The organism is Variovorax jilinensis (assembly GCF_030316885.1).
GTDB lineage: Bacteria > Pseudomonadota > Gammaproteobacteria > Burkholderiales > Burkholderiaceae_C > Variovorax > Variovorax jilinensis.
In genome coordinates this window covers 300,200-323,616 of the sequence record NZ_JASZYQ010000005.1, presented here as the reverse complement: position 1 = coordinate 323,616, position 23,417 = coordinate 300,200, and the positions used below count along the sequence as shown (strand labels likewise).

The following is a 23,417-nucleotide window of genomic DNA, read 5'->3' as shown; positions in this document are numbered from 1 at the left end:
CCGGCCCTGCCGCGGGGCGCTCACCAGCACCCGGTCGTCGTCGCCGTCTCGCGCGCGTAGTCCCCGAAGTCCTTCGGCGGTCGACCGAGCGCTCGCTGCACGCCGTCGCCGATCGAGGCATTGCGTCCGTCCAGGACCTCGGTGAACAGGTACCGCAGCAGCGCGACGAACTCCGGCGGCAGCCCTTCCTGCCGAAGTGCCGCCACGTAGTCGTCGATCGGTGCCTGGAGGAAATCGATCCGACGTCCGCTCGCATGCCCGATCACGGCCACCGCCTCGGCGAACGTCAGCAGCCGCGGCCCGGTCACTTCGTAGATCTGCCCCGCATGTCCCTCGTCCGTCAGGGCCGCCACTGCCACGTCGGCCACGTCGTCGGCGTCCACGAAGGGCTCTCGCACCGCGCCCACGGGCAGTGCGAGCGTGCCGTTGCGGACGGGCTCCAGCAGATGGCCTTCGCTGAAGTTCTGCGCGAACCAGCTGGCGCGCACCACGGTCCACGCCACGCCGCTGCCGCGCACGATCCGCTCGCAACGCGCGGCCTCGGGCTCGCCCCGGCCCGAGAGCAGGACCAGCCGCCCGACCCCGCGCTTCACGGCGAGCGAGGTGAAGGCCTGGATCGCATCCGGCGCACCGGGCATCGCCAGATCCGGCTGGTAGGCGATGTAGGCCGCAGCCACGCCGTCCAGCGCAGCGGACCAGGTCGCTGCGTCCTCCCAGTCGAAGGCCGGCGAGGCCGCGCGCGATCCGACGCGCACGGCGCGACCTCGCGCCAGCAGCCCCTGCGCCACGCGGCGTCCGGTCTTGCCCGTGCCGCCCAGCACCAGCGTCGTAGCGTCCTTGGTCATGAGAATCTCCTGCAGAGGGTTGGAACACGCCTCGATGGTGGCTGCCGACGAGGCCACGCACACTTGCAGTCCGTCGCTGGTTCATGACCGATCGTCCACGGCGGTGGACGTGCCGGCGGCGGCGCGCAGATACTCCGGCCATGCTCGAATCGATGACACCGGCCGACCCGCTGGGCGAGGCGCTGCACTTCCTGCGCATGAGCGGTACCTTCTATTGCCGGTCCGAGTTCACTGCGCCCTGGGCGCTCGCGCTGCCACCCATGGACAACTGCCTGATGCTGCATGTCGTCACCGCGGGCGCCTGCCGGCTCGAAGTCGATGGCGCCGCACCGAGCGTGCTGCGCACCGGCGACCTGGCGCTGGTGCCGCATGGCGAGGGCCACGTCCTGAGCTGCGGCGCGGGCGCCCTGCCCGGCCAGCTGTTCGACCTGCCGCGCGAGCGGGTCGGCGACCGCTACGAGCTGCTGCGCCATGGCGGCGGCGGCGCGGCAACCTCGATGATCTGCGCAGCGGTGCGCTTCGACCACCCGGCGGCGCGTCGCCTGCTCGAAGCGCTGCCGCGCGTGATCCGCGTCGACGCCTGGGAATCGCCCGAGAAGGAATGGCTGCAGAGCACGCTGCGCCTCATCGTGGCCGAAGCACAGACGCTGCGCGCGGGCGGCGAGACCGTCATCACGCGGCTGGCCGACATCCTCGTGGTGCAGGCCATCCGGTCGTGGATGGCGAGCGACCCCGCCGCCGGGACCGGCTGGCTGGGCGCCTTGCGCGATCGGCAGATCGGCCGCGCGATCGCGCTCATCCATCGCGACCCGGGGCAGAACTGGAGCGTGGCGTCGCTCGCCCGCGAGGTCGGCATGTCGCGCTCGGCCTTTGCGGCCCGCTTCACGCAGCGTGTCGGCGAACCCGCGATGCAATACGTGGCGCGCTGGAAGATGCACGCCGCCGAGGCCTGGCTCAGGGACGAGGCCACGCCGCTGGCCGAGCTCGCCGGCCGCGTCGGCTACGAGTCCGAAGCCTCGTTCAGTCGCGCCTTCAAGCGTTTCGCCGGCGTCTCGCCGGGCGCGATCCGACGCAGCGCCGCGCCCTGATCAGGCCAGCGGCCTATGCGCCCCGGGCAAAGGCAAGCAGCGCCTTCGCGGCGTCGACCCGCAACGCCAGCGGCGCCGTCTCGTCCTTCATCACCCGTCTGAGGAAGCGCTCGGCATCGGCGTCGCCCCGCGCCGGGGCCTCCTGCCCGGCGGACGAGCCGGGCGATTCGAAGGCGGGCGGTTCGAGCGCCTCGTCGGCACCGATCGCGCCCAGCTGCCTCGACGCAGCCTCCAGGTCTGCCGATCGCATGGGCTGGAGCGCGCGCAGGAGCGTCGCCTGGCCCTCGTCGTTGGGGCGGACGTCCAGCCACGGCGTGTCCGCAAAGACCGGCACCAGGTCGGGCGCGAGGAAGGCCGACCAGCGATCCGGACCGACCTGGACCGGCGGCGCGGCCGGGGAGCCCGCGCTCCCGGCAATCAGCCGGACCTGCGCCGAGGCGACGTCGGACAGGTAGCGTGTGCGGAGTCCCTGCAGGAAGCGGTCGCCGGCGTGCGGCGGAGTCGGTGACGCAAGGGAGAACCACAGCTGCAGGCCGTCGACGCCAGAAACCGCGATAGCCGGGGCCGGCAGCCCGAGATCCGACTGGACGCCCCTCCAGACCGGGGACAGCTGCTCCCAGCCCGCAGGCTGCACCACTTCCAGCACGAGCACCCGAACGTCGCCCTGGCGCGCCGACGCACCGGCGCCCGCGGCAGCCGCGGCTTCCGAGCCATCGGTGCCGAGTCCGTAGAGTCGATCGAGTTCGCGCGGCAATGGGTTCATGTCGCGCATGTTAGGGCCTGTGCACTGCGGGCCCCGATGCGAGGCCAGGCCTCAGAAGATGGCGCTCGACGGCTTGCACTTGCCGGTGTTCTGGTGAATCAGCGCCAGGTCGGCGAAGTCGGTCTTGCCGTCGAGATTGAAGTCGAACATGCTCGACAGACCCCAGGCCCGGTGGATGCGGCTCCAGAGGCCGATGTCGGTGGCGTTCACCTCGTTGTCGATGTTGCCGTCGCCGACGCACGCGGGCTGCGACGCAAGGATCGTGTCCAGCTGCGCCGTGAGGCTGTCGTAGGCCTGCAGGACCGCCGGCGACCAGGTGGCCCTGGCCGGCAGCAGGTCCATGCCGGACTTGTCGAGCTTCGGCGTGGGCGTGGCCTGGTCCACCGCGTAGAACTCGTCGGCCGTCACCGGCCCTCCGGTGTCCGTGGCAGCGTCGTAGGTCTGGACCGTGTTGCGGACCAGCTTGTAGCTGTTGTTGCGCACGGCTATCGTGATCTCCGGCGAGATCGGGGTCAGGGCCACACCGGCCTTGTGCTCGGCCTGGTTCACTTCCCAGCAGCTGCGGTAGCCCGCGTCGCTCGGGTGGCCGGTCGCGATGACTGACGCATCGGTATAGCCAGGCCCCCACCACACGCCTGCGTTGTCTTCGCACGGCCCCTTGTCGAACACGCTCTGCGTGCAGATGGAAGCCACCGTCCTGCCGGCGATCACGGTCTTGACGATGCAGGCGCCGTTGCGCTGGCCGTTGGCCTGGACGTTGTAGCCGCCCTGCGTGAAGTTCACCGAGCGGATGCCGGGCTGGTCGGCGCGCGTCAGGTAGGGCATCAGCGGCGCGGCGTCGATGGTGCGGGGCACGGAAGCCACCACGTCCAGGCCGGCGATCTCGCCGAAGAGCCGGAACACGTCGACCATGTTGGTCATGTGCTCGACGTCCCGGTTGGGGCTGGCGACCACGTTGCCGGCGACGATCAGCGGCACCCACACGCCGGTCTGGTAGGCGGTGGACTTGGCGCGCCCGATGTCGAAGGGCTCCTTCACGGCATTCGCGAACGAGCCGTTGTCGCCGACGATCACGATCACCGTGTTGCTGGCCTTGGGGTCGTAGGCCAGCGTGCCGTCGGCGTTGCGGCGGGCCAGGCCGGTTTCCACCAGGAGGCGGCCGAACTCCGAATCCACGGCCTCCGTCATCTTGTTCGACAGCACGCGCTGGGGCTCGAACGTGTTGCAGTTCAGGTCGTCGCCGGGTGGCCCCTGCACGAGGTTGCCCGGGGCCTGCTGGTAAGGCGTGTGCGCCGCGCTGTAGCTCACGGTCGCCATCCAGGGCCGGTTGCCGGAGCGGCTCCTGATCCAGTCGATGGCGCCCTGCGTCTCGAGGGTGGTGCGGTAGCCGCGGTTGCGCGGGTCAGAGTTCGGCGGGGTCTGCACGCCATCCGCGTCGGCGATGACGAGCGGCGACACGTAGTAGGCATTGGCCCTGGTGAAGTCGAGTCCGGCCGGCGAGGGGCTCTGGCAGGTGCCTCCCGGCTTGAAGATCCCGCCCTGGGTCAGGCACTGCTTGCCGGGCGCATCGCCCTTGGCCGACGCGCCCGTGATCGTGCTGCAGGAGTTGTCCGCGTGGTAGCAGGCACCGGTATCGGCGCCGCCGGCGGCTGCACCGGGCACGAAGCCGCAGGCATACGTCCCTTGTGCGGCTACACCGCCCGCGGTGGTGTCGATCGACGCCGGGCCGCCTCGTATCCAGCCCTGGAAGTAGTCCCAGCCCAGCTGGATCGGCGTGTTGTTGCCATCTTCGTTGTTGTCGGGCCCGGCCAGGTGGAACTTGCCGAACATGGCGCTCTCGTAGTTGGCCTGTTTGAGCAGCTTGGGGGTGGTCGTCTCGCTGCTCGAGATCTGCGAGTTGGCCAGGTCGTAGGGCCCCAGCGCCGCGAAGTTGTTCGTGCGAAGGGGGAACCGGCCCGAGAACATCGCGGCACGGCCGGGCGAGCATTCGGGCATCGACCAGGTATTGCGAAATCGCACGCCCGCGCCGGCCACCGCATCCATGTTCGGCATGCCGGGCGGCGTGCTGCCGCCGTAGCCGAACGACTTCATCTGGTCGACCCCCACGTCGTCCATGACGACGAAGAGGATGTTGGGCTTCGCCGATGCATTGCCGCCGGGACCGGGGGCCAGGCCTGACACGCCGGAGCCACCGGAACCACCGCAACTCGAGATCAGCGCGAGCAGGAGGCACGAAGGCACGGCGAGTGCGCGGCTGAACGGAGTGTTGGCCATGGGGTGAGCGCTTTCTTCTGCAAGGCCAGATGGCGGTGTGGAATCGGTCGCCGAACGGCACATCGCTGCCGAGGCGCGACGATTCTCACACGCGAAAATGACCGGTCGCGTACGCAAGCGGCCGGAGCCGCCGGAGCCGCCCGGAGGACATCCCTAGCGATAGCGCCGCAGCCGGCTCACGAGCCGATCGCCGGCCAGCTGGGTGCCCGTGACCAGCACGAACAGCAGCAGCACCACGGCCGCCATGATCAGCGGTTCGTAGCGGTCGAAGCCGTAGCGGATCGCCAGGTCGCCGAGTCCGCCCGCCCCCAGCACGCCGGCCATCGCCGACAGGTTGAACAGCGCCACCAGCGTGATCGTGACCGCCGCCGCGATGCCGGGCAGCGCCTCGGCCAGCAGCACGTGCAGCACGATGTGGCGCCGCTCGCAGCCCATCGCCTGCGCGGCCTCGATCAGGCCCTTGTCGACCTCCCGCAGGCTGACCTCGGCGATGCGCGCGAAGTACGGCGTGATGCTGATCGTGAGCGGCACGATGGCCGCCGCGACGCCGACGGCGGAGCCCACGAGCCAGCGGGTGACCGGGATCATCAGCACCATCATGATGATGAAGGGCGTTGCGCGCATGCCGTCGACCATCACGGACGCGACGCGGTGAAAGCGCGGCGCGTGCAGCAGGCCGCCGGGCGCGGTCATCACGAGCAGCAGCGCCAGCGGCAGGCCGAGCGCCACCGCGACCATGCCCGAGACGCCCACCATGGCGAGCGTGTCCAGCAGGGCCGCAAGGAATTTCTCAAACAAGGGATTCGACATACCCCACGATCTCGGTTGCATTCGGCGGCAGCGCCTGGCCGCCGTTGTGACGCGGCACGGCGACGATGGCGTAGCCGCCATCGCCGGTCGGCTGCGCCGTCATGCCGCGCAGCGGTCCGGCCGACTCGCGGGCCTGCGAACGCAGAAGGCCGAGGGTCGCCGGATGCGCCGGTGCGCCGAACACGTCCCGGACAGCGCCCGACTCGACGATCCGCCCTTCCTCGATCACCCCGACACGGTCGCAGATGCGGCGCACCACCGACATCTCGTGCGTGATGAGCACCACGGTGAGCCCCAGCTTGGCATTGATGTCGGCCAGCAGGTCCAGGATGGACTGGGTGGTCTCGGGATCGAGCGCCGACGTCGCCTCGTCGCACAGCAGGATGCGCGGATCGTGCACCAGCGCACGCGCGATGCCGACACGCTGCTTCTGCCCGCCCGAAAGCTGCGCCGGATAGGCACCGGCCTTGTCGCTCAGGCCCACCAGTGCGAGCAGCGCGCCTACCTTGGCATCGACCTGCGCACGCGGCACGCCCGCCACGCGCAGCGGCAGCGCCACGTTGTCGTGCACGGTCTTCGCCGACAGCAGGTTGAAGTGCTGGAAGATCATCCCGATGCGGCGCCGCAGCCGCACCAGTTCGTCGTGCGCGAGGGCGGCCACGTCCTGACCGTCGACGACGAGGCTGCCTTCGTCGATCTTCTCGAGCCGGTTGATGGTGCGGATCAGCGTCGACTTGCCGGCGCCGCTGCGCCCGATCACGCCGAAGATCTCGCCCGGCGCGACCGCGAGATCGAGCCCGCGCAACGCGTCCTTGCGGCCGTTCTGGTCCTGGTAGTGCTTGCCGACCTGGCGGAACTCGATGATGGGCGCGCCATCGGCAGCGCTCGCCGCGGCGCGCGTGCCGGGCCGGAAGCCCGCCGTGGGCGCGTCGAGGTAGGCCATCTCAGAAGGCCGGCGTCATCACGTCCTTGAACTCGGTCTGGATCACCTGGCGCACCTCGTCCGAGCGGTAGGACTTGACCAGGGCCTCGACCCACGGCTTGTTCTGGTCGGCCTCGCGGATCACGAGGAGCTGCGTGTAGCGCTTGGTGGTGGACGGGTTCTCCACCGCGATCGCGTCCTTCAGGGTGAGCTTGGCCTGCTGGTGCGCCACGTTGGCATTGACCAGCGCGGCGTCGACGTCGGGCAGCGACTTCGGCACCGCGGGCACCGCGAGTTCCAGGAACTGCAGCGACTTCGGGTTCTCGGCGATGTCGAGCAGCGAGGGGTTGTGCGTGTTGAGGTCGATGCCGCTCTTGAGCTTGATCAGGCCATGGTCCTGCAGCGCGAGCAGCGCGCGGCCCTGGTTGGCCTCGTCCGACGGAATCGCGACCTTGGCCTTTTTCGGCAGGTCGGCCAGCGACTTGTACTTGAGCGAATAGGCGGCCAGCGGCACCGTGTAGATGTCGGTCGCACGCACGATCTTGAAGCCGCGGCGGCGCACCTCGGCATTCAGGAAGACCACGTGCTGGTAGGCATTGGCATCGAGCTCGCCGCCCACCAGCGCCTCGTTGGGCAGCACCGAGTTGCTGAAGATCACGGGCTTGAGGTCGAGCCCGTAGCGCTTGCCGGCCTTGGCCGCGGCCTCCGTGATCTGCTCGAAGGGCCCGCCGAAGGTGCCGACCTTGAGGGCGGTCTGCTGCGCCTGTGCAGGCACGGCGGCCAGAAGGGCCAGGGCGGCCGAGATCGATGCGAGAGCGAGGCGAATGGCGCCAGAGGATTTCATTGTGTTTTCCAGGTGAAGAAGAATCATGAGAAGGCGACGCGGCCCGCGCCTTCGAGGATCAGGTCGTCCTGCGGGTGATGCACCCGGCTGCAGAGCACGTCGCGGAAATAGCGCTCGAGCGGATTGCGGCGCACCAGCCCGTGGTTGCCGGTCAGTGCCAGCGCCTTGTCGACCGCGGAGATCGCCTGTCGGGTGACCGTGTACTTGACGAGCGCCGCGCGGCTGCCGCGCGCCTCCTGCGGGCTGACGCCCTGCCGCAGCAACGCCTGGTTGGCCTGCAGCAGCGCATCGATCTCGCCCACCGCGGCCCGAAAGCGCGGCAGCGTGGCGAGCGAGTCGCCGAGGTTGCTGGGTCGGCGCTGCTTGATCCATTCGACCAGCCAGTCGCGTGCCGCGCGGGCGACGCCGTCGTAGAGCCCGGCCAGCATCAGCGGCAGCCAGGCACCGAGCTCGTCGCCGGTGGCCGACCACTGCGCGAGCGGTCGCAGGTCGACCCCGTTCGCTTCCGGAATCCATGCGTCCTCGAAGTAGACGTCGTGGCTGCCGCTCGCGCGCAGGCCCAGGTGGTCCCAGGTCTGCTCGATGCGCACGCCCTCGGTGGCCATCGGCACGAGGAACTCGCCGACCCGCGGCGGAGTCTCGTCGGTGGCGGCCCACACCAGGCCCCAGGTGAGGGCCTCGGAACCGGTCGAGTAGAGCTTGCGGCCCGTGAGCCGCCACCCGCCTTCGCTGCGTCGCGCCACGGTGGCCGGCAGGCCGCCGCGCACCGGGCTGCCCTGCTCGGGCTCCACGCGCAGCGCGTTGATGAGTTCGCCGCGCTCGGCGGCACCGCGCAGCACGGTCTCGCGCAGCGCCTCCGGCCAATGGGCGCTCGCGAGAATCCAGCGGTGGTGGAAGGTCTGCATGAGCACGATCAGCGCGGTCGACGGATCGCCACGGCCCAGTTCGCCGATCACGGGCACCACGTCGCGGATGTCCTGCTCCAGGCCGCCGTAGCGGCGTGGCACCGCCAGCGCCGTGAGGCCGGCCGCATGCGCATCCGCGAGGTTCTGGCGCACCAGTTCGCCGTTGCGGTCGGCATCGCCCGCGCGGGCCTGGAATACTGCCGAGAGCCGGCGCGCCTGCGCGAGCGGACTCAGCGCAGCGAGGATGGCGCGCCCGACCACGCCCGCCTGCGGCACCTGCTCGGAGATCGCGTTCGACTCCCACACCACGCCGCGCAGCGGATGGCCGACCGCATGCAGGCCGGACCGCACCTTGCCCTCGGCATCGATGACCGCGAAGCGCTCGAGATCGGCCTGGATGCCGAAGCCGGACGAATGCGGCGCGATCCAGCCCGCCTCGAGCAGGCTCGAGATCAGCGGATCGTCGATGCGGCGCCAGTCGAACTCGAAGCCCAGGCAGTTGACCACGCGATCGGCCACCACCACCTCGTCGTCGACGCCGCCGCGGCGCCGGAAGCGCACCGCGATCCTGCCGTCGCGCTGGCGCGTGGCCGCGATGATCTTCGCGGCGTGGTGATCGAGGCGGCCCTCGGCGGCCACACGGCGGCGCCACTCGAGCGGCGATGCCGCGGAGCGATGCAATGCCGCTTCCCAGAACGGGCGCAGCCGCCGCAGGAAGCGTGCGCGCGTGCGGTCGCTCGCGGCCCGCCACAGCGCGGGCACATGCACCCGGATGGCAGGCACGATGCGCTGCCAGCTCTCGCCGGCCTCGGCGATCGCGCGGCGCTGCGCGCGGATCTGCCGCAGCAGGTCCACGAGATCGATGTCGGTGTCGACGTCGCCAGCCCGGTAGCGAAGGAAGTCCTGCCAGGGCGTCACCTGCTCGCGTGCCGAGGTCTCGAGGCCGCTGCGCGACAGCGTCAGGTAGCGGCCCTCGAAGCCGGCCTTCTCGGCCGAGATCAGCGCATCCAGCGCGCTCAGGCCGGCGCCGAGGAAGACGATGGCGCGGTCCTCCTCGACCTTCGACCAGGCCGACTCGTCCCAGATGTCGGCAACCCAGCCCGGCGCATCCACCAGCGCGGGATCGAGATCGAATGGCAGGTGCCGGGCATGCCGCCCCGCGATGCCGATCGCCAGCACGACCTGCGCGGCGTCGATGCTGCCGCCGTCCGCGAAGTCGGCGCGATAGCCCGCGCCGCCATCCGCCTCGGACAGGCGCACCACGCGGCTGCGCCTGTGCTCGAGCACCACGGTGCCCCGGGCCCGTGCGAGTGCCTGGCCGAGCGTCTCGCGCACGTAGCTGCCATAGACGTGGCGCGGTGCCAGGCTGTCCTCGAAGGCGGTGCCGGCCGGAGGCTGCCAGCCGCCGGTCCAGGCGCGCGCCTGCAGCCAGTTCGAGAAGTGCAGCGGATCGTCGTCGTAGACGCTGAACATGCCCGCCGGCCCGTTGAGCAGATGATCGGGATCGGTCGTGCCGTAGGCGATGCCGAGGCCGAGCTGTGCACGCGGCTCGGCCACGGTCAGGTGCAGCGGATGGGTCGCGTCCTTGATCAGGCGCAGGACGGTCGCGATGCCGGCGAAGCCGCCTCCGACGATCAGGATGTGCGAACGATGGGGGCTGGAGCTCATCAGGGCTTCTTCTTCGGCAGGTGGCAGAACATGGCGCCGACTCTAGGAGAGACAGGTCCGTCTTCCTACGAAGAAAAGCAGATATGCAAACTACATCGGCAGCGGCTTCGGCGCGTGCCGGCGCAGCGCTTCGTCAAGCAGCAGTTGCGCCGTTCGCGCAGCGAGCCGCACCGCCTCGGGCTCGCGCAGGACGCTGGTGGCGGCGAGCGCGCCGTCGTAGATCAGCGCGAGCTGGCGTGGCAAATCCGCAGCCGTGCCGCCGAGCGGGCCCAGCGCTTGCGCGAACAGCTCACGCACCGCGGCCTTGTGTTCGCCGACGATCCTTCTCACTGCTGCCGAATGGCCGTACTCGCCGAGCGCGAGCAGGAAGGCGCAACCCCGAAAGGCTTCCAGGCCGACCCGGCCCTCGAGCCATTCGAACAGGGCGGCCACCTGCTCCGCGGGACTGTCGGCGCGGTTCGCCTGCGCCGACCTCATGCCCTCGAGCACGCGTGCGTGGCGCTGCAGCAGGTAGGCGCAGACCAGCGCCTCCTTGTTGGGGAAGTGCCGGTACAGCGTGGCCTTGGCGATCCCCGCGACCGCGATCACGCGGTCCATGCCGACCGCACGTATGCCTTCGCGATAGAAGAGCCCGTCGACGGTGGCGAGGATGTGGCGCTGCATGGCGGCGGAAATCCTAGCCGGCCGCCTCGCTCGCCGCCCGCATAAGCAGCCTCGAAAAGCGTTCTATCGGAAACGCGCGATAGGCCGAACAATCCCGGGTTTCGATGGCCTGCCCTACCCAAGACCGCACCGTGATCGTCGAAGGCACCGCCTGCCCTGAGGCATAGTGCCGGCATGCTCGCGAGCCCGACCGCACCTGCGCCCCCGAACACCGATCCCGATTCCCGCAACGCCGCCATTGCCCTGGGCCTCACGCTGCCCGGCGACGTCGTGCTGTACCTGCTGCTGCCGATGTATGCGGCGCAGTTCGGCGTCACGCTGGCCGAGGCCGGCCTGCTGCTGGCTGCGAACCGGCTGATCCGGATCGCGGGCTATGGCTATGTGGCCCGCTTCTATGCGCGCCACGGCGACCGCCCGACCTGCACGCTGGCCGTGGTGGCGGCCGCGCTGTGCGGACTCGGCTACGCGACGCTCTCGGGCTTCTGGGCGCTGCTGCCGCTGCGCCTGCTGTGGGGCCTTTGCTTCGCGGCGCTCAACCTGTCGACGCAGGCGCTCGCGACCGCGCATCCGATCGGCGCCGCGCGGCGCAGCGGCCGTTCGCGTGCCTTCATCGCACTCGGGCCGGTGGTGGCGCTGCCGCTCGGCGCCGTGCTCGCGCTGTGGGTCGGGCCGCGCGCCATCTTCTTCGTGCTCGCGGGCGTGTCGCTGCTCGGCCTGCTGGCAACCCGCGCCCTGCCCTCGCTGCCGCATCCGCGCACACCGGCCACCGGCCGGCGCATCAAGCGGCCGACGCCGCTCGACTTCTGGTCGTTCATGGAAGGCTTCACGCTCGATGGCCTGTTCATCATCGGCCTCTCCTATCTCGGCCACGACCTGCTGCCCGGCAGCGCGGTGATCGTCGCGGGCGTGCTGATGGCCACGCGCTACCTGGCCGAGATCCTGCTCGGCCCGGCTGGCGGCCACCTGGCCGAGCGCCACGGCGCCGAGCGGATGCTGGTGCTGCTGTCGCTGCTCTCGGCGCTCGCGCTGATCGGCTTCGGCTTCGGCTGGCTGTGGAGCTGCGCAGCCCTGATCGTGGTGCTGCGCGCGCTGCAGCTGCCTCTGCTGGCACCGATCGTCGCGCGCCGCACGCCGGGCCCGCAGCGCGTGCAGGCGCTCGCGGCGCGCTCGATATGGCGCGACATCGGCGCCGGCACCGGGCCGCTGGCAGCAGGGCTGCTGCCGGTCGTCGCGCCGATGTGGATCTATGGCCCTGCGGCGCTGCTGCTGGCATTGGCTGCCTGGGCCTGCCGCGAGGCGCCGCCCGCACCGGCAGATCCCGGCGCCGCACGGCCCTGAAAGCCGGCCCGATCAGGGCGCAACGGGCGCGCGCCAGACGATCTCGCGCACGTTGATCTTGCGCGGGATGATGCCGAGCGAGACGAAGGTGTCGGCCAGCTGCTGCTGCTGCGCCACGTGGGCGTCGGTCACCGGCCCCAGCGTGAATTCGGCGCGCCCGAATGCGGTCGACCACGACTTGACGTCGATGCCGGTGGCCTCGGCTGCAAGGGCGGACAGTTCGTCGCGGTGCTGACCCGACCAGGTCGTGAGCTTGCCGAGTTCGTCGAGCACCGCGCCCAGCGCCACGGGATAGCGCGTCGCGAAGTCCCGGCTGGCCATGTAGTAGCTGGCGCTGGCCAGGCGCTTGTCGCTGGTGTTCGCGAGCACGCGCGCGCCGTAGCGCTCCTCGGCGATCGCGGCATACGGGTCCCACACCACCCAGGCATCGATGTTGCCGCCGTTGAAGGCGGCGGTCGCATCGGCCGGCGAGAGATAGGTCGGCACGATGTCCTCGAACTTGAGGCCGGCCGTGGCCAGCGCCTTGATCGTGACGTTGTGTGCACTCGATCCCTTGCCGAAGGCGACCTTCTTGCCCTTGAGGTCGGCCAGCGACTTGATGGGGGAATCCTTCGGCACCAGCACCGCATGCTGTGCCGACGGTGTGGCTGCCGCGTAGACCAGGTCGGAGCCGCCGGCCTGTGCGAAGACCGGCGGCGTGTCGCCGACCGAGCCCAGGTCGATGGCGCCGGCACCGAGGGCCTCGAGCATCGGCGGGCCGAACTGGAACTCCACCCACTTGACGCTCGGGACGCCGAGCGCCTTGAGCCGGTTCTCGATCACCTGCTGCTTGCGCGCCAGCACCAGCACGGCCGAGCCCTTCTGGAAGCCGATCCGCACCTCCTTGGGCAGGGCGGTCTGCGCTGCAGCCGGGAGGGCGAATCCGGCAGCGACGGCGGAGAGCGCGAACAGTGCGGGGGCAATGTGCCTGCGGCGCAGGCGGAAGGCGTGATCGGCGGACAAGACGGGCTCCTCTTCGACAGTATGAAATGAACTGGCGAGCACCTTAGGCGGCGCCGCCGGCCCTGTCGAATGCGTTGTTCGCGCTTGCATATGCGCTTTTCGCGCCACGAGCGCCCGCGATGCCTTCACCAGTGCGGATGCACCGGCCGGAACACCGGCCGCAGCAGGTAGCGGCGCGCGATCTGCCCGTAGCCGCTGTAGTAGAAGTTGCCGTTGGCTGCGAGCACCGATTCGCGATGGCGCCGGAAGTGGCCCGGGATCTCGTACCACGGCATCGTGGGCGACCGGTGGTGCACGTGATGCAGGTTGTTGTTCAGATAGAGCAGTCCGAACAGTGCGTTCGATTCGACGATGGCCACGCGCTCGTGCGGCGCATCGTCCCACCGGTGTTCGGTGAACGAGCGCAATGCGCCGAGCATCATGCCCGGATAGACGAAGCACAGCAGGTACTTGGCCAGCGGCATGCCGCAGAACTGCGTCACGTACCAGAGGATCGGCGCCACGCCCGCCGCGTGCACGAGCCAGATACCCACATGCGAGAAGTCGCCTCGCGCCAGCCGGCCCACTTCCGAACGCAGCAGGCTCGCCAGGCAGAGCCACGGCCCCGCGACCAGGCGGAAGGCCAGCGTCTGGTTGGCCGCGAAGAGGGCCCGGCGCAGCGGGCCGTAGGCCTCCCAGGCCTGGGCCGAGTGGTAGACGCTCTCGGTGTCCTTCTGCGGATGCGTGAGATGGAAATTGACGTGGTGGCTGCTGTGGCTGCGGTGGTAGAGCGCATAGGGCAGCCAGAGGTTGAGCGGCGGCCAGACCAGTGCCAGCCGCAGCGCCCTCGGGACGCGGCGCATCGCATGGATCGCCTCGTGCTGCAGCGACGAGTGCAGCTGCGCGACGCAGCCGCCGAGCACGAACAGCAACGCCGTCGGCACGACCGGATGCCAGCGCACCAGCGCTGCCCAGGCCAGGTAGAGCAACACCGCAAGCACGAGGGTCGGCGCCTCGCAACGCCGCCACCACCGCTGCGCGAAGGCGGCGTCGGAAGAAGTCGGGCGAGCGAGCGTGGGAGTCATCGGGCCTCTGCAGCGGTGGCGGGGAATCTTCGGCCTTCGGCCATGCATCGCTTGCGCCCATTGCGCATGAGCACATGCGCGATTCATCGTTGGTCGCGGCCCGGGTCTGATCTACAGTGCCAGGTCGCGAACCCGCTTCCATTGCCGCACCCACCGATGACACCGCAGGCACTTCACTCACTGCTGCTCGGCGAACAGGAGCTCGCGCTGCTCGACGTGCGCGAGGCACGCGCCTACGTGGGTGGCCACCTCAACCTCGCGCGCATGGCACCACTCTCTTCGCTGGAACTCGAGCTGCGCGCGCTGGTGCCCCGGCTTTCCACGACGGTGGTGCTGATCGACGACGGGAGCGAGACCGAGGGCCCGGCGGCACGGGCCGAGCGCCTGCTGGTGCGGATGGGCTATGTACAGGTGGAGTTGCTGGAAGGCGGCACGGCCGCATGGACCGCTGCGGGCTTGCCGCTGATCGACGGCTACGGCACCCTGGTCAAGGCATTCGGCGGCCAGGTGCTCGAACGCCACGCGACGCCCACGCTCGACGGCGAGGCGCTCAGGGCGCAGCAGCGGTCCGCAAGGCCGGCGACGCTCGTCGACGCCAGGCCCGCTGACGAATACGCCTACCTGTCGCTGCCCGGTGCCGGCAACCATGCGGGCACCGAACTCGCGTTGCGCGAGTGGACGGCCGATGCGTCGGCCGCACCCTGGGTCGTCAACTGCTTCAGCCGCACGCGCGGCATCGTCGGCAGTACCACGCTGCGGCTGCTGGGCCATCCCGATGCCCGCTTCCTCGAAGACGGCGTGATGCGGTGGGCCTTGTCCGGTGCACCGGTGCTTCGCAACGCCGTGCCCGCGATCGAGCTGCCTCAGGCGCCCGAAGCCGAACTGCGTCGCCGCGCCTGCACCCTGATCGATCGCCACGCCCTGCCGCTGCTGCCATCGAACGGACTGCCAGCGCTGCAGGCCGACACCAACCGTACGCTCTACCTCTTCGACCTGCGCCCCGGCGCTGCGGATGACGAGCGAAGCGGCATCCGCGCCGTGCCCGGCGGCCAGTTGCTGATGCACTTCGAGAACCTGGTCGGCACGCGCAAGGCGCGCATCGTTCTCATCGACGATGCCCACCGACTGCGAGCGGCAGTCACGGCCTTCTGGCTGATCCAGCTGGGCCAGGCCGACGTGTTCATCCTCGACGGCGACCCGCCGATCGCTCGGACGACCGGGTCGGATGGCCGCGCGGCGCATGACGCCGAGGATGCAGCGGCGCAAGGCACCGGCCTCTCGCCGCCGGACCTCGAGTCGCTGCTGCATTCCGCATCCGCTCGCACGCAGGTGGTCGACGTGGGCCCGAGCGCCGACTACGAGCAACGGCACCTGCCGCGCGCGAGCTTCCTGCTGCCCTTCACGCTCGAACCCCTGGGTGCGCTGTTGCCTGACGCCGACCGCATCGTCTTCACCTCGCCCGACGGCCGTGCGGCGCGCCGGGTGGCGCGCGATGCCCGCGAGCGATGGCCCGCGCGGCACTTCGGCTGGCTGCGCGGCGGCACCGAAGCCTGGGAAGCCGCCGGCCTGCCGACCGAAGCACACTGGGCGCCCGCGCAACTGCTGACCCCGTTCGAGGACGATTGGGGTTCGGTCATGCGGGTGCCGGCCGAGCGGCGCCAGCGCGTGTGGTCCGACTACCTGGCCTGGGAGCGCGCGCTCAGCGAGCGCGTCATGCGCGATCCGACCGTGCGCTTCCGCTTCTTCGCCTGAGAGGCCGTGCCGGCCATCCCTCGCATCAGGCGGCCACGCGCGATGCAGGACGGGCCGCGAGATTTCGCAGGCCGACCACGACCCGGATCTGGAAGGCCACGAACGCGACCAGCTGCGACAGCGTCACGATGTCGTCCGCCGACCAGTCCGCGTCCAGCAGCGCCTGCAGATGCTCCGCCTTCGCATTCCGCGGATGCAGCACGATCAGGTGCGCATGCGCGAGAGCGGCCGCCAGATGAGCGCCGAACAGGGTGCGGCGCGGCTGCTTCGCGCCACCGCCCGGGCCGGCGGCACCCGGACTGCGGGCGTCGCCGTCGGCAAGCGCGGCCGCCTCGGCGATCACGGCTTCGAGGCGCTGGGTCGACGCACCGCGCTGCGCGCCCTCGCTGCGATAGAACTCGGCGATGCCCGCCTGCCCATGAAGGCGCGCCACGAAGGCCGCGACCGCGAAGCGCTCTGCCACGGTGAAGGGCGTGTCGTCTTCCGAATCGGCCTCCGCAGGCTCGAACAATGCGAGGTAGCTGCGCTGGGCATGCCGGCGCGCCTGCGCGCGATGGCCGCGTTCGGCATCGGATGCGTCGACCGCCCGGATGCCGGTGAGTTCGTCGATCACATCGGGTTTGCTGGTGATGGTCATGCGGTGGCTTGCGGGAGTTCGGGAACGGACGACGCGGCGACGCGCAGGCGGTCGATCGGGCGGCCAGTGTGGGAGCGGCCCGCCCGCAGGGGAACAACGCAATCGTTGCGTGCTTATGCGGTTTTCTTCGTTCCGCATCGCAGCCGCGGCAGGCACAGTCGCGGCTTTCCCATTCGACTCCCGATCCCATCATGCAGTTCTCCATCCGCCGCCGCGCCGCACTCGTCGCATCCGTCTCCATCGCCTCCATGGCGCTTCTCGCCGGCGGTGCCGCACAGGCGCAGGAGAAGAAGCCGCTCAAGGTCGGCGTCTCGGTCGGCAGCGGCGAGCAGATCTGGGAGATCGTCAAGAAGGCGGCAGCGCGCGACGGCCTCAACCTCCAGGTCGTGGTCTTCAACGACTACCAGCTGCCCAATGCGGCGCTGGCGGCCGGCGACCTCGATGCCAACGCCTTCCAGCACCAGCCCTTCCTCGACAACCAGAACAAGTCGCGCGGCTTCGACATCGTGCCGGTCGGTCTCACGATCACGGCGCCGCTGGGCTTCTACTCGCGCAAGATCAAGTCGATCGACCAGCTGCCCGACGGCGCCTCGGTCGGCATCCAGAACGATCCGTCCAACGGCAACCGCGCCCTGCTGCTGCTGCAGGAAGCCAAGCTGATCACGCTCAAGCCGGAAGCGGTGAAGAACAACAATGCGACGCCGCTCGACGTCGTGTCGAACCCGAAGAAGCTCAAGCTGGTGCCGCTCGATGCCGCCCAGTTGCCGCGCTCGCTCGACGACCTCACGATCGCATCGATCAACAACGACTATGCCGAGAAGGCCGGACTCACGTTGACGAAGGACGGCGTGATCAAGGAATCGCCGCAAGGCCCCTACGCCAACATCATCGCGGTGCGACGCGCCGACAAGGACAAGCCCTGGGCGCAGCAGCTCGTGAAGGCCTACCAGTCGCCGGAGGTCAAGAGCTACATCGAGACCCAGTTCAAGGGCGCGCTCGTGCCCGCCTTCTGATTTCTTACCCGGAGACCCTCCATGAGAATCCTCGTCGTCGGTGCAGGTGCCCTGGGCGGCTACTTCGGCGGCAGGCTGCTGCAGGCCCGGCAGGACGTGAGCTTCCTGGTGCGCCAGCCTCGCGCCGTCCAGCTGGCCGCGCACGGCCTGCTGGTCGACAGCCCGGCGGGCGACATCCGCGTGGCGTCGCCGCCGACCGTGCTGGCCCACAAGCTCAGGTCCCACTACGACTTGGTCATCGTGGCCTGCAAGGCCTACGACCTCGAAGCGACGATCGCGGCCTTCGCGCCCGCGGTGGGTCCGCAGACAGCCATTCTTCCGCTGCTCAACGGGATTCGGCACCTCGACCGGCTGACCGAGCGCTTCGGCTACGCCCGGCTGCTCGGCGGCCTCGCCGTGATCTCGGCCTCGCTGGCCGACGATGGCAGGGTGAAACACCTGAACCGTGACCACACCCTCGCCTTCGGCGAACTCGACGGCACGCGCAGCGAGCGGGTCGATGCCATCGCGGCCGCGTTCGCAGCCGCCCGCTTCGACAGCCAGCCCAGCGAACGCATCCTGCAGGCCATGTGGGAGAAATGGGTCCACATCGCGACGCTGGCGAGCGCCACCAGCCTGATGCGCGCCAGCGTCGGCGACCTCGTTCAGGCCGGGGCGCAAGACGTGGCGCTCGAACTGCTCAACGAATGCAGCCGCATCGCGGCACACAACGGCTTCGCGCCCAGCCCCGAGGCGCTGGGCCGCACGCGCGCGGCCCTGACCGCACCGGGTTCGACCCTCGTCGCATCCCTGCTCGACGACATCGAGCGCGGCGCGCCGACCGAGGGCGATCACATCCTCGGCGACTTCCTGCGCCGCGGCCGCTGGTCCACGGCCGACACGGTGCTGTTGCCGCTGGCCCATGCGCAGCTTCGCAGCTACGAGGCCCGGCGTGCCCGCGAGCTGGCCGCCGAGCCGGTGCGACGGCTGGCGGCCTGAGGATCAGCTCAGCGCTGCTGCCCCCACTTGCGCACAGTCAGCCGCTCGAGCGTCGCGAAGCCCAGGCTCTCGACCGCAAGGCCGATCAGCACCACCATCACGAGGCCGGCGAAGACCCGGTCGGTGTAGAGCTCGTTGCGGTTCTGGAAGATGTACCAGCCCAGGCCACCCTTGCCCGACGAGGCGCCGAACACCAGCTCGGCGGCGATCAGCGTGCGCCACGCAAAGGCCCAGCCGATCTTGAGACCGGAAAGGATCGCGGGCAGCGCCGCCGGCACCAGGATCTGCAGCACGTAGCGCAAGCCCTTGAGGCCGTAGTTGCGGCCCGCCATGCGGAGCGTCTCGGGCACGCCCTGGAAGCCCGCGTAGGTGTTGAGCGCGAGCGGCCACAGCACCGAATGGATCAGCACGAAGACCAGGCTGCCGCGCCCGAGGCCGAACCACAGCAGCGCCAGCGGCAGCAGCGCGATCGCGGGCAGCGGGTTGAACATCGAGGTCAGGGTGCTCAACAGGTCGCGCCCGATCTGCGTCGACACTGCGAGCGTCGTCAGCGCGAACGCGAGCACCACGCCGCCGACGTAGCCCTGCAGCAGAACGACCAGCGACAGCCGCACCCTCTCGAGCAGCTCGCCGCTGGCGATCCCCTCGACCAGTGCGCGCGCCGTGGCCGTGAAGGTCGGCAGCAGCAGGTCGTTGTCCTGCCAGAGTGCAATCAACTGCCACAGCGTGGCGAGCACCACCAGGATCACGCCCTTGCGCAGCCAGTCATGGGACCAGAGCCGCGTGGCGAAGGGCAGCGGACGCTCGACCGGCAGTTCGGTGAAGGGCTCGAGCCGGCGCTCGTACTCGGGGCGCACCGGCGGTTCGATCACGAAGCTCATGCGCTCGCCCCTTCCGTCGTCGGCTGTTCGAACAGCAGCCGGTGGATGCGCTGGGCCGCTGCCTGGAATTCGGCGCCGCCCTGGCTCTCGAGCGTGAAGCCGTGGCTGTTGATCTCGGCGCGCATGCGGCCCGGATGCGGCGACAGCAGCGCGATCCGGTTGCCGACCACCAGCGCTTCCTCGATCGAGTGGGTGACGAAGAGCAGCGTGAAGCGCACCTCGTCCCACAGTTCGAGAAGTTCCTCCTGCATCTTGCGGCGGGTCAGTGCATCGAGCGCGGCGAAGGGCTCGTCCATCAGCAGCACGCGGGGCTGCATCGCGAGCGCACGCGCGATCGCCACGCGCTGCTTCATGCCGCCCGACAGCTGGTGCGGATGCACGTCGGCGAACGGTGCAAGGCCGACCTTGGCCAGGTAGTGCAGCGCACGCTCCTCCGCCTCCTTGCGGCCGAGGGTGCGTGACGCCAGCAGCGGGAACATCACGTTCTGCTTGACCGTCTTCCAGGGCGGCAGCTGGTCGAACTCCTGGAACACGACGATGCGGTCAGGTCCGGGCGCGGTCACGACGCGGCCGTCGAGCCGGATCTCGCCTTCCACCGGCGCGATGAAGCCGCCGATCGCCTTGAGCAGGGTCGACTTGCCACAGCCCGAGGGACCGAGCAGCACGAAGCGTTCGGACTCGTGGAGCTCGAAGCTCACGCGATGGGTGGCCCGCACCACGCGCTCGGGCGTGCGGTATTCGAGGCTCACGCCGTCGACCTTCAGCAGCGCCTCGTCGGCCGGGCGGGCAGCGGGCGGCGTGCGCGGCCCAGGCGCCGCGCCATGAAGCCGGCCCTGCGCGATGGCGGTGGCGGGCTCGGAGGCGCCTTGCGGCATCGCTGCGCGCAGGGCGCTCAGGCTGGGACTCGGACTGGCCATCGTCATGAGCCCGGCTGCGCGTGCGCTTCCTCGAAGAAGTAGTCCTTCCAGGAAGCGGCCCTGGTCTTCACGATGCCGAGCTTCTGCAGCTCTTCGGCATACACGAAGGTGCGGTGCGGCGACACCGTGAAGTCGTTCTCGGGGTCTTCGACGATCCTGCGCACCAGCTCGGGCGCGAGCTTCGATTTCTGCACGCGGATGAAGATGTCGGCCGCCTTGGCCTTGTCGGCCTGGACCAGTTGCGCGGCTTCGACCAGCGCAGCGTAGAAGGCCTTGTACGTCCTGGGGTTCTCGTCGTGGAACTTCTGCGTCGTGTAGAGCACGTTGAAGGTCGCAGGTCCGCCGAGGATGTCGTAGGAGCTGATCAGCTTGTGCACGTTCTTGTTGGCGGCCAGCGCCTGGTAGTAGAACGGCGCGCTCGAGAAGTGCGTGTTGATCTCGGAGCCGCCGCTGATCAGCGCGGCCGTGGCCTCGGGGTGCGGCAGGCTCACCGAGATGTTGTCGAAGCGCTTGTAGTCGTCCTTGCCGAAGACGCGCGCGGTCTCGATCTGCAGCGTGCGCGACTGGAAGCCGACGCCGGCCGCCGGTACTGCGATGCGATCCTTGTCGCTCAGGTCCTTGATGTTGCGCACGCCAGGATTGTTCGACAGCAGATAGTTGGGCAGCGAGCCAAGCGCCGCGACCGCCTTGACGTTCTGCTTTCCGCGCGTGCGGTCCCACAGCGTGAGCATGGGCGGCACGCCGGCCGACACCACGTCCACGGCGCCGGCCAGCAGCGCCTCGTTCATGCCGGTCGAGCCAGAGATGCTGGCCCAGTCGACCTCGATGGCCAGGCCCTGCTGCCTGCCATGCTTCTCGATCAACTGCTGGTCGCGCACCACGTCGAGGATCAGGTAGCCGATGCCGAACTGCTGCGCGATGCTGATCTTGCCCTCGGCGTGGGCGAGCAGCGGCGCCAGCCCGATCGCGGCAGCCGCGACCAGCGCGAGCCCGCGCCCGGAGACGAGGCGGCGCATCAGTTGCCCGCCGCGTTCTGCGCGTCGTCGAAGAAATAGTCCTTCGCCGACGCCGGCTTGTTCTTGATGGCACCCACGCGATGCATGAACTCGGCCAGCGCATAGGTGTTCTGCGGCGTGGTCTTGAATTGCACTTCAGGGTTCCTGATGATCTTGAGAAGCAGGTCGCGGTCGATCTTCGCGTTGCCGACCTTGATGTAGATGTCGGCCGCCTTCTCGGGGTTGGCCGTCACGAACTCGGCAGCCTCGTTGAGCGCACCGACGAAGGCCTTGTAGGTCTTGGGGCTCTCGTTGCGGAACTTCTCGGTCGCGTACAGCACGGTGGCCGATGCCGGCCCGCCCAGCACCTGGTAGGAATTGAGCACGATGTGCGCCTGCGGATTGCCGGCCAGCTCCTGTTCCTGGAACGGCGGGTTGCCGAAGTGGCCGGTGATCTCGGTGCCGCCCTTGATGATCGCGGCGGCGGCATCGGGATGCGGCACCGCGACGCTGATCTTGTCGAGGCGGTCGAAGTCCTTGTCGCCCCACAGCTTGGCCGAAGCGAGCTGCAGCACGCGCGACTGCACCGACACGCCCACCGCCGGCACCGCGATGCGGTCCTTGTCGGTGAAGTCGGCGATGGTCTTCACGGCCGGGTTGTTGCTCACCAGGTAGTAGGGGAAGTTGCCCAGCGAGGCCACGCCCTTTACGTTCTGCTTGCCCTTGGTGCGGTCCCAGATGGTCAGCAGCGGGCCCACGCCGGCGCCCGCGATCTCGATGTTGCCGGACAGCAGTGCATCGTTGACCGCCGAGCCGCCCGAGAGCTTGACCCATTCGACCTTGGCGTCGACGCCCTGCGCCTTCGCATGCTTCTCGATCAGCTTCTGCTCCTGCGCCACGTTGAGCAGCAGGTAGACGATGCCGAACTGCTCGGCGATGCGGATCTGTCCTTCGGCATGGGCGGCGAGGCTGCCGACCAGCAGGGTGAGGCCGGTGGCGAGTGCCGCGGCCTTGCGAGCGATTCGATTCATGGGGATGGGTTCCGGTGGATTCAATGTGGGACGTCGCCGACCACGGTCGTGCGGTAGAGCTTGCGGCGAAGATGGTCGGGCGTGCCGGCCGCCAGGTGCATGAGCGAGCGGTTGTCCCAGAACACGAGGTCGTGCGGCTGCCAGCGATGGCGATAGACGAACTCGGGCCGCACGCTGTGCGCGAACAGTTCGGCCAGCAACGCATCGCCCTCGGCCTTCGGCAGGCCGACGATGCCGGTCGTGAAATGCTCGCTTACAAACAGCGCCTTGCGGCCGGTCTCGGGGTGGGTGCGCACCACGGGCTGAACGGCGGGCGCGACCTGGTCGACCTGCTGCTGCGAGAGCTTGGGTCGCCACGGGTTCTTCGCGCGCAGTTCCTCGTACTTGGCCAGGTAGCTGTGCTCGGCCTTGAGCGGCAGGATGCGCTGCTGCAGCGCCGGATCGAGCGCCTCCCAGGCCAGGTGCTGGTCGGCGAACAGCGTATCGCCGCCCTCGGACGGCAGTTCCTGCGCGTGCAGCAGCGAACCCAGGCTCGGCTGCGTCTTGTACGAGATGTCCGAATGCCAGTACACGCCGGCATCGCCGAGGCCGATGGGCTCGCCGTTCTCCTTGATGTTGGAGACGATCAGGATCTCGGGATGGCCCGGCAGCTGGAACTGGTGCAGTACGTGGATCTCGAGCGGACCGAAGCGCCGGCTGAAGTCCACATGCGCCTCGGGCGACACCCGCTGGTCGCGGAACACGACCACGTGATGATCGAGATGCGCACGGTGGATGCGCGCGAAATCGGCATCGTTGATCGGCCTGGAAATGTCGAGGCCGACGATCTCGGCGCCCACGGGTGCGTCGAAGCGGCGAATCTCGAAGGTCTGGGCAGGTGCGTGGGGCGACAGGACGGCCGGCATGAAGGAGAAGTGGTGGCTGGTGAAGACGAGCCGGCCACTTTAGGCGCCAGCCTCATATTCACGAACTACCCTTTTCTTGCTTGCTTATGAGGGAAACATCTGAGGCTTTTGGAGGGCGGGTG

21 protein-coding genes are annotated in these 23,417 nt (G+C 69.5%); 5 read left to right on the top strand and 16 right to left on the bottom strand.

All coding sequences use genetic code 11. The features are described from left to right. Positions 1-20: 20 nt before the first annotated feature. Positions 21-845: an NAD(P)H-binding protein gene (locus QTH87_RS19815; RefSeq protein ID WP_286611700.1), complete on the bottom strand. Its 825-nt coding sequence runs from the start codon at positions 843-845 to the stop codon at positions 21-23. 140 nt (positions 846-985) lie between these two features. On the opposite strand from QTH87_RS19815, the gene QTH87_RS19810 reads away from it, so the two are divergent. Further along, positions 986-1,933, top strand: coding sequence for an AraC family transcriptional regulator (locus QTH87_RS19810; protein ID WP_286611699.1), 948 nt, complete (start codon positions 986-988; stop codon positions 1,931-1,933). A gap of 13 nt (positions 1,934-1,946) precedes the next feature. On the opposite strand, the gene QTH87_RS19805 is transcribed toward QTH87_RS19810, so the two are convergent. The 7 genes from QTH87_RS19805 to QTH87_RS19775 form a co-directional block, all read right to left on the bottom strand. Further along, positions 1,947-2,705: a hypothetical protein gene (locus QTH87_RS19805; RefSeq protein ID WP_286611698.1), complete on the bottom strand. Its 759-nt coding sequence runs from the start codon at positions 2,703-2,705 to the stop codon at positions 1,947-1,949. Positions 2,706-2,747: 42 nt separating this feature from the next. Next, entirely contained in the window at positions 2,748-4,970 is a 2,223-nt protein-coding gene (locus QTH87_RS19800) for a sulfatase-like hydrolase/transferase (RefSeq protein ID WP_286611697.1), read from the bottom strand. Positions 4,971-5,123: 153 nt separating this feature from the next. After that, a complete protein-coding gene (locus QTH87_RS19795) occupies positions 5,124-5,780 on the bottom strand; it encodes a methionine ABC transporter permease (protein ID WP_286611696.1) in 657 nt (218 codons plus the stop codon). After that, complete coding sequence (locus tag QTH87_RS19790; RefSeq protein ID WP_286611695.1) at positions 5,761-6,723, bottom strand: methionine ABC transporter ATP-binding protein; 963 nt, start codon at positions 6,721-6,723, stop codon at positions 5,761-5,763. The genes QTH87_RS19795 and QTH87_RS19790 overlap by 20 nt, the downstream gene beginning before the upstream one ends. A gap of 1 nt (position 6,724) precedes the next feature. Then, positions 6,725-7,546 carry a MetQ/NlpA family ABC transporter substrate-binding protein gene (locus tag QTH87_RS19785; RefSeq protein WP_286611694.1) on the bottom strand — a complete coding sequence of 274 codons (822 nt, stop codon included), beginning with the start codon at positions 7,544-7,546 and terminating at the stop codon, positions 6,725-6,727. Positions 7,547-7,569: 23 nt separating this feature from the next. Next, complete coding sequence (locus QTH87_RS19780) at positions 7,570-10,119, bottom strand: FAD/NAD(P)-binding protein (protein WP_286611693.1); 2,550 nt, start codon at positions 10,117-10,119, stop codon at positions 7,570-7,572. A gap of 90 nt (positions 10,120-10,209) precedes the next feature. Further along, the gene (locus QTH87_RS19775; protein WP_286611692.1) at positions 10,210-10,782 is read right to left on the bottom strand and encodes a TetR/AcrR family transcriptional regulator; all 573 of its coding nucleotides are present in this window, start codon (positions 10,780-10,782) and stop codon (positions 10,210-10,212) included. 174 nt (positions 10,783-10,956) lie between these two features. Between QTH87_RS19775 and QTH87_RS19770 the strand changes: the two genes are divergently transcribed. Then, positions 10,957-12,120 carry an MFS transporter gene (locus QTH87_RS19770; protein WP_286611691.1) on the top strand — a complete coding sequence of 388 codons (1,164 nt, stop codon included), beginning with the start codon at positions 10,957-10,959 and terminating at the stop codon, positions 12,118-12,120. Between the two features lie 12 nt (positions 12,121-12,132). Here the strand turns inward: QTH87_RS19770 and QTH87_RS19765 are convergent, their stop codons facing one another. Together QTH87_RS19765 and QTH87_RS19760 are read right to left on the bottom strand one after the other, a co-directional pair. Continuing rightward, positions 12,133-13,122: a sulfonate ABC transporter substrate-binding protein gene (locus QTH87_RS19765; RefSeq protein ID WP_286611690.1), complete on the bottom strand. Its 990-nt coding sequence runs from the start codon at positions 13,120-13,122 to the stop codon at positions 12,133-12,135. 125 nt (positions 13,123-13,247) lie between these two features. Then, on the bottom strand, positions 13,248-14,186 hold the full coding sequence (locus tag QTH87_RS19760) for a fatty acid desaturase (RefSeq protein WP_286611689.1): 939 nt from the start codon (positions 14,184-14,186) through the stop codon (positions 13,248-13,250). A gap of 156 nt (positions 14,187-14,342) precedes the next feature. Between QTH87_RS19760 and QTH87_RS19755 the strand changes: the two genes are divergently transcribed. Next, complete coding sequence (locus QTH87_RS19755) at positions 14,343-15,938, top strand: rhodanese-like domain-containing protein (protein ID WP_286611687.1); 1,596 nt, start codon at positions 14,343-14,345, stop codon at positions 15,936-15,938. Positions 15,939-15,963: 25 nt separating this feature from the next. On the opposite strand, the gene QTH87_RS19750 is transcribed toward QTH87_RS19755, so the two are convergent. After that, complete coding sequence (locus tag QTH87_RS19750) at positions 15,964-16,575, bottom strand: CMD domain protein (protein WP_286611686.1); 612 nt, start codon at positions 16,573-16,575, stop codon at positions 15,964-15,966. A 191-nt stretch (positions 16,576-16,766) separates the two neighbouring features. Here QTH87_RS19750 and QTH87_RS19745 point away from each other — a divergent pair, with 191 nt between their 5' ends. After that, entirely contained in the window at positions 16,767-17,588 is an 822-nt protein-coding gene (locus QTH87_RS19745; protein ID WP_286611685.1) for a MetQ/NlpA family ABC transporter substrate-binding protein, read from the top strand. Positions 17,589-17,609: 21 nt separating this feature from the next. Beyond that, entirely contained in the window at positions 17,610-18,566 is a 957-nt protein-coding gene (locus QTH87_RS19740) for a ketopantoate reductase family protein (RefSeq protein ID WP_286611684.1), read from the top strand. An 8-nt stretch (positions 18,567-18,574) separates the two neighbouring features. Here QTH87_RS19740 and QTH87_RS19735 read toward each other — a convergent pair whose 3' ends face one another. The 5 genes from QTH87_RS19735 to QTH87_RS19715 are packed head-to-tail and all read right to left on the bottom strand — an operon-like array spanning position 18,575 to position 23,295. Then, positions 18,575-19,447, bottom strand: a complete 873-nt coding sequence (locus QTH87_RS19735) for an ABC transporter permease (protein WP_286611683.1) — start codon at positions 19,445-19,447, stop codon at positions 18,575-18,577. Continuing rightward, positions 19,444-20,364, bottom strand: a complete 921-nt coding sequence (locus QTH87_RS19730; RefSeq protein WP_444812822.1) for an ABC transporter ATP-binding protein — start codon at positions 20,362-20,364, stop codon at positions 19,444-19,446. Before QTH87_RS19730 ends, QTH87_RS19735 begins: the two co-directional genes overlap by 4 nt. A gap of 2 nt (positions 20,365-20,366) precedes the next feature. After that, positions 20,367-21,380: an ABC transporter substrate-binding protein gene (locus QTH87_RS19725; RefSeq protein WP_286611681.1), complete on the bottom strand. Its 1,014-nt coding sequence runs from the start codon at positions 21,378-21,380 to the stop codon at positions 20,367-20,369. Beyond that, positions 21,380-22,390 carry an ABC transporter substrate-binding protein gene (locus QTH87_RS19720; RefSeq protein ID WP_286611680.1) on the bottom strand — a complete coding sequence of 337 codons (1,011 nt, stop codon included), beginning with the start codon at positions 22,388-22,390 and terminating at the stop codon, positions 21,380-21,382. Before QTH87_RS19720 ends, QTH87_RS19725 begins: the two co-directional genes overlap by 1 nt. A 20-nt stretch (positions 22,391-22,410) precedes the next feature. Continuing rightward, complete coding sequence (locus tag QTH87_RS19715; RefSeq protein WP_286611677.1) at positions 22,411-23,295, bottom strand: TauD/TfdA dioxygenase family protein; 885 nt, start codon at positions 23,293-23,295, stop codon at positions 22,411-22,413. Positions 23,296-23,417: the final 122 nt, after the last annotated feature.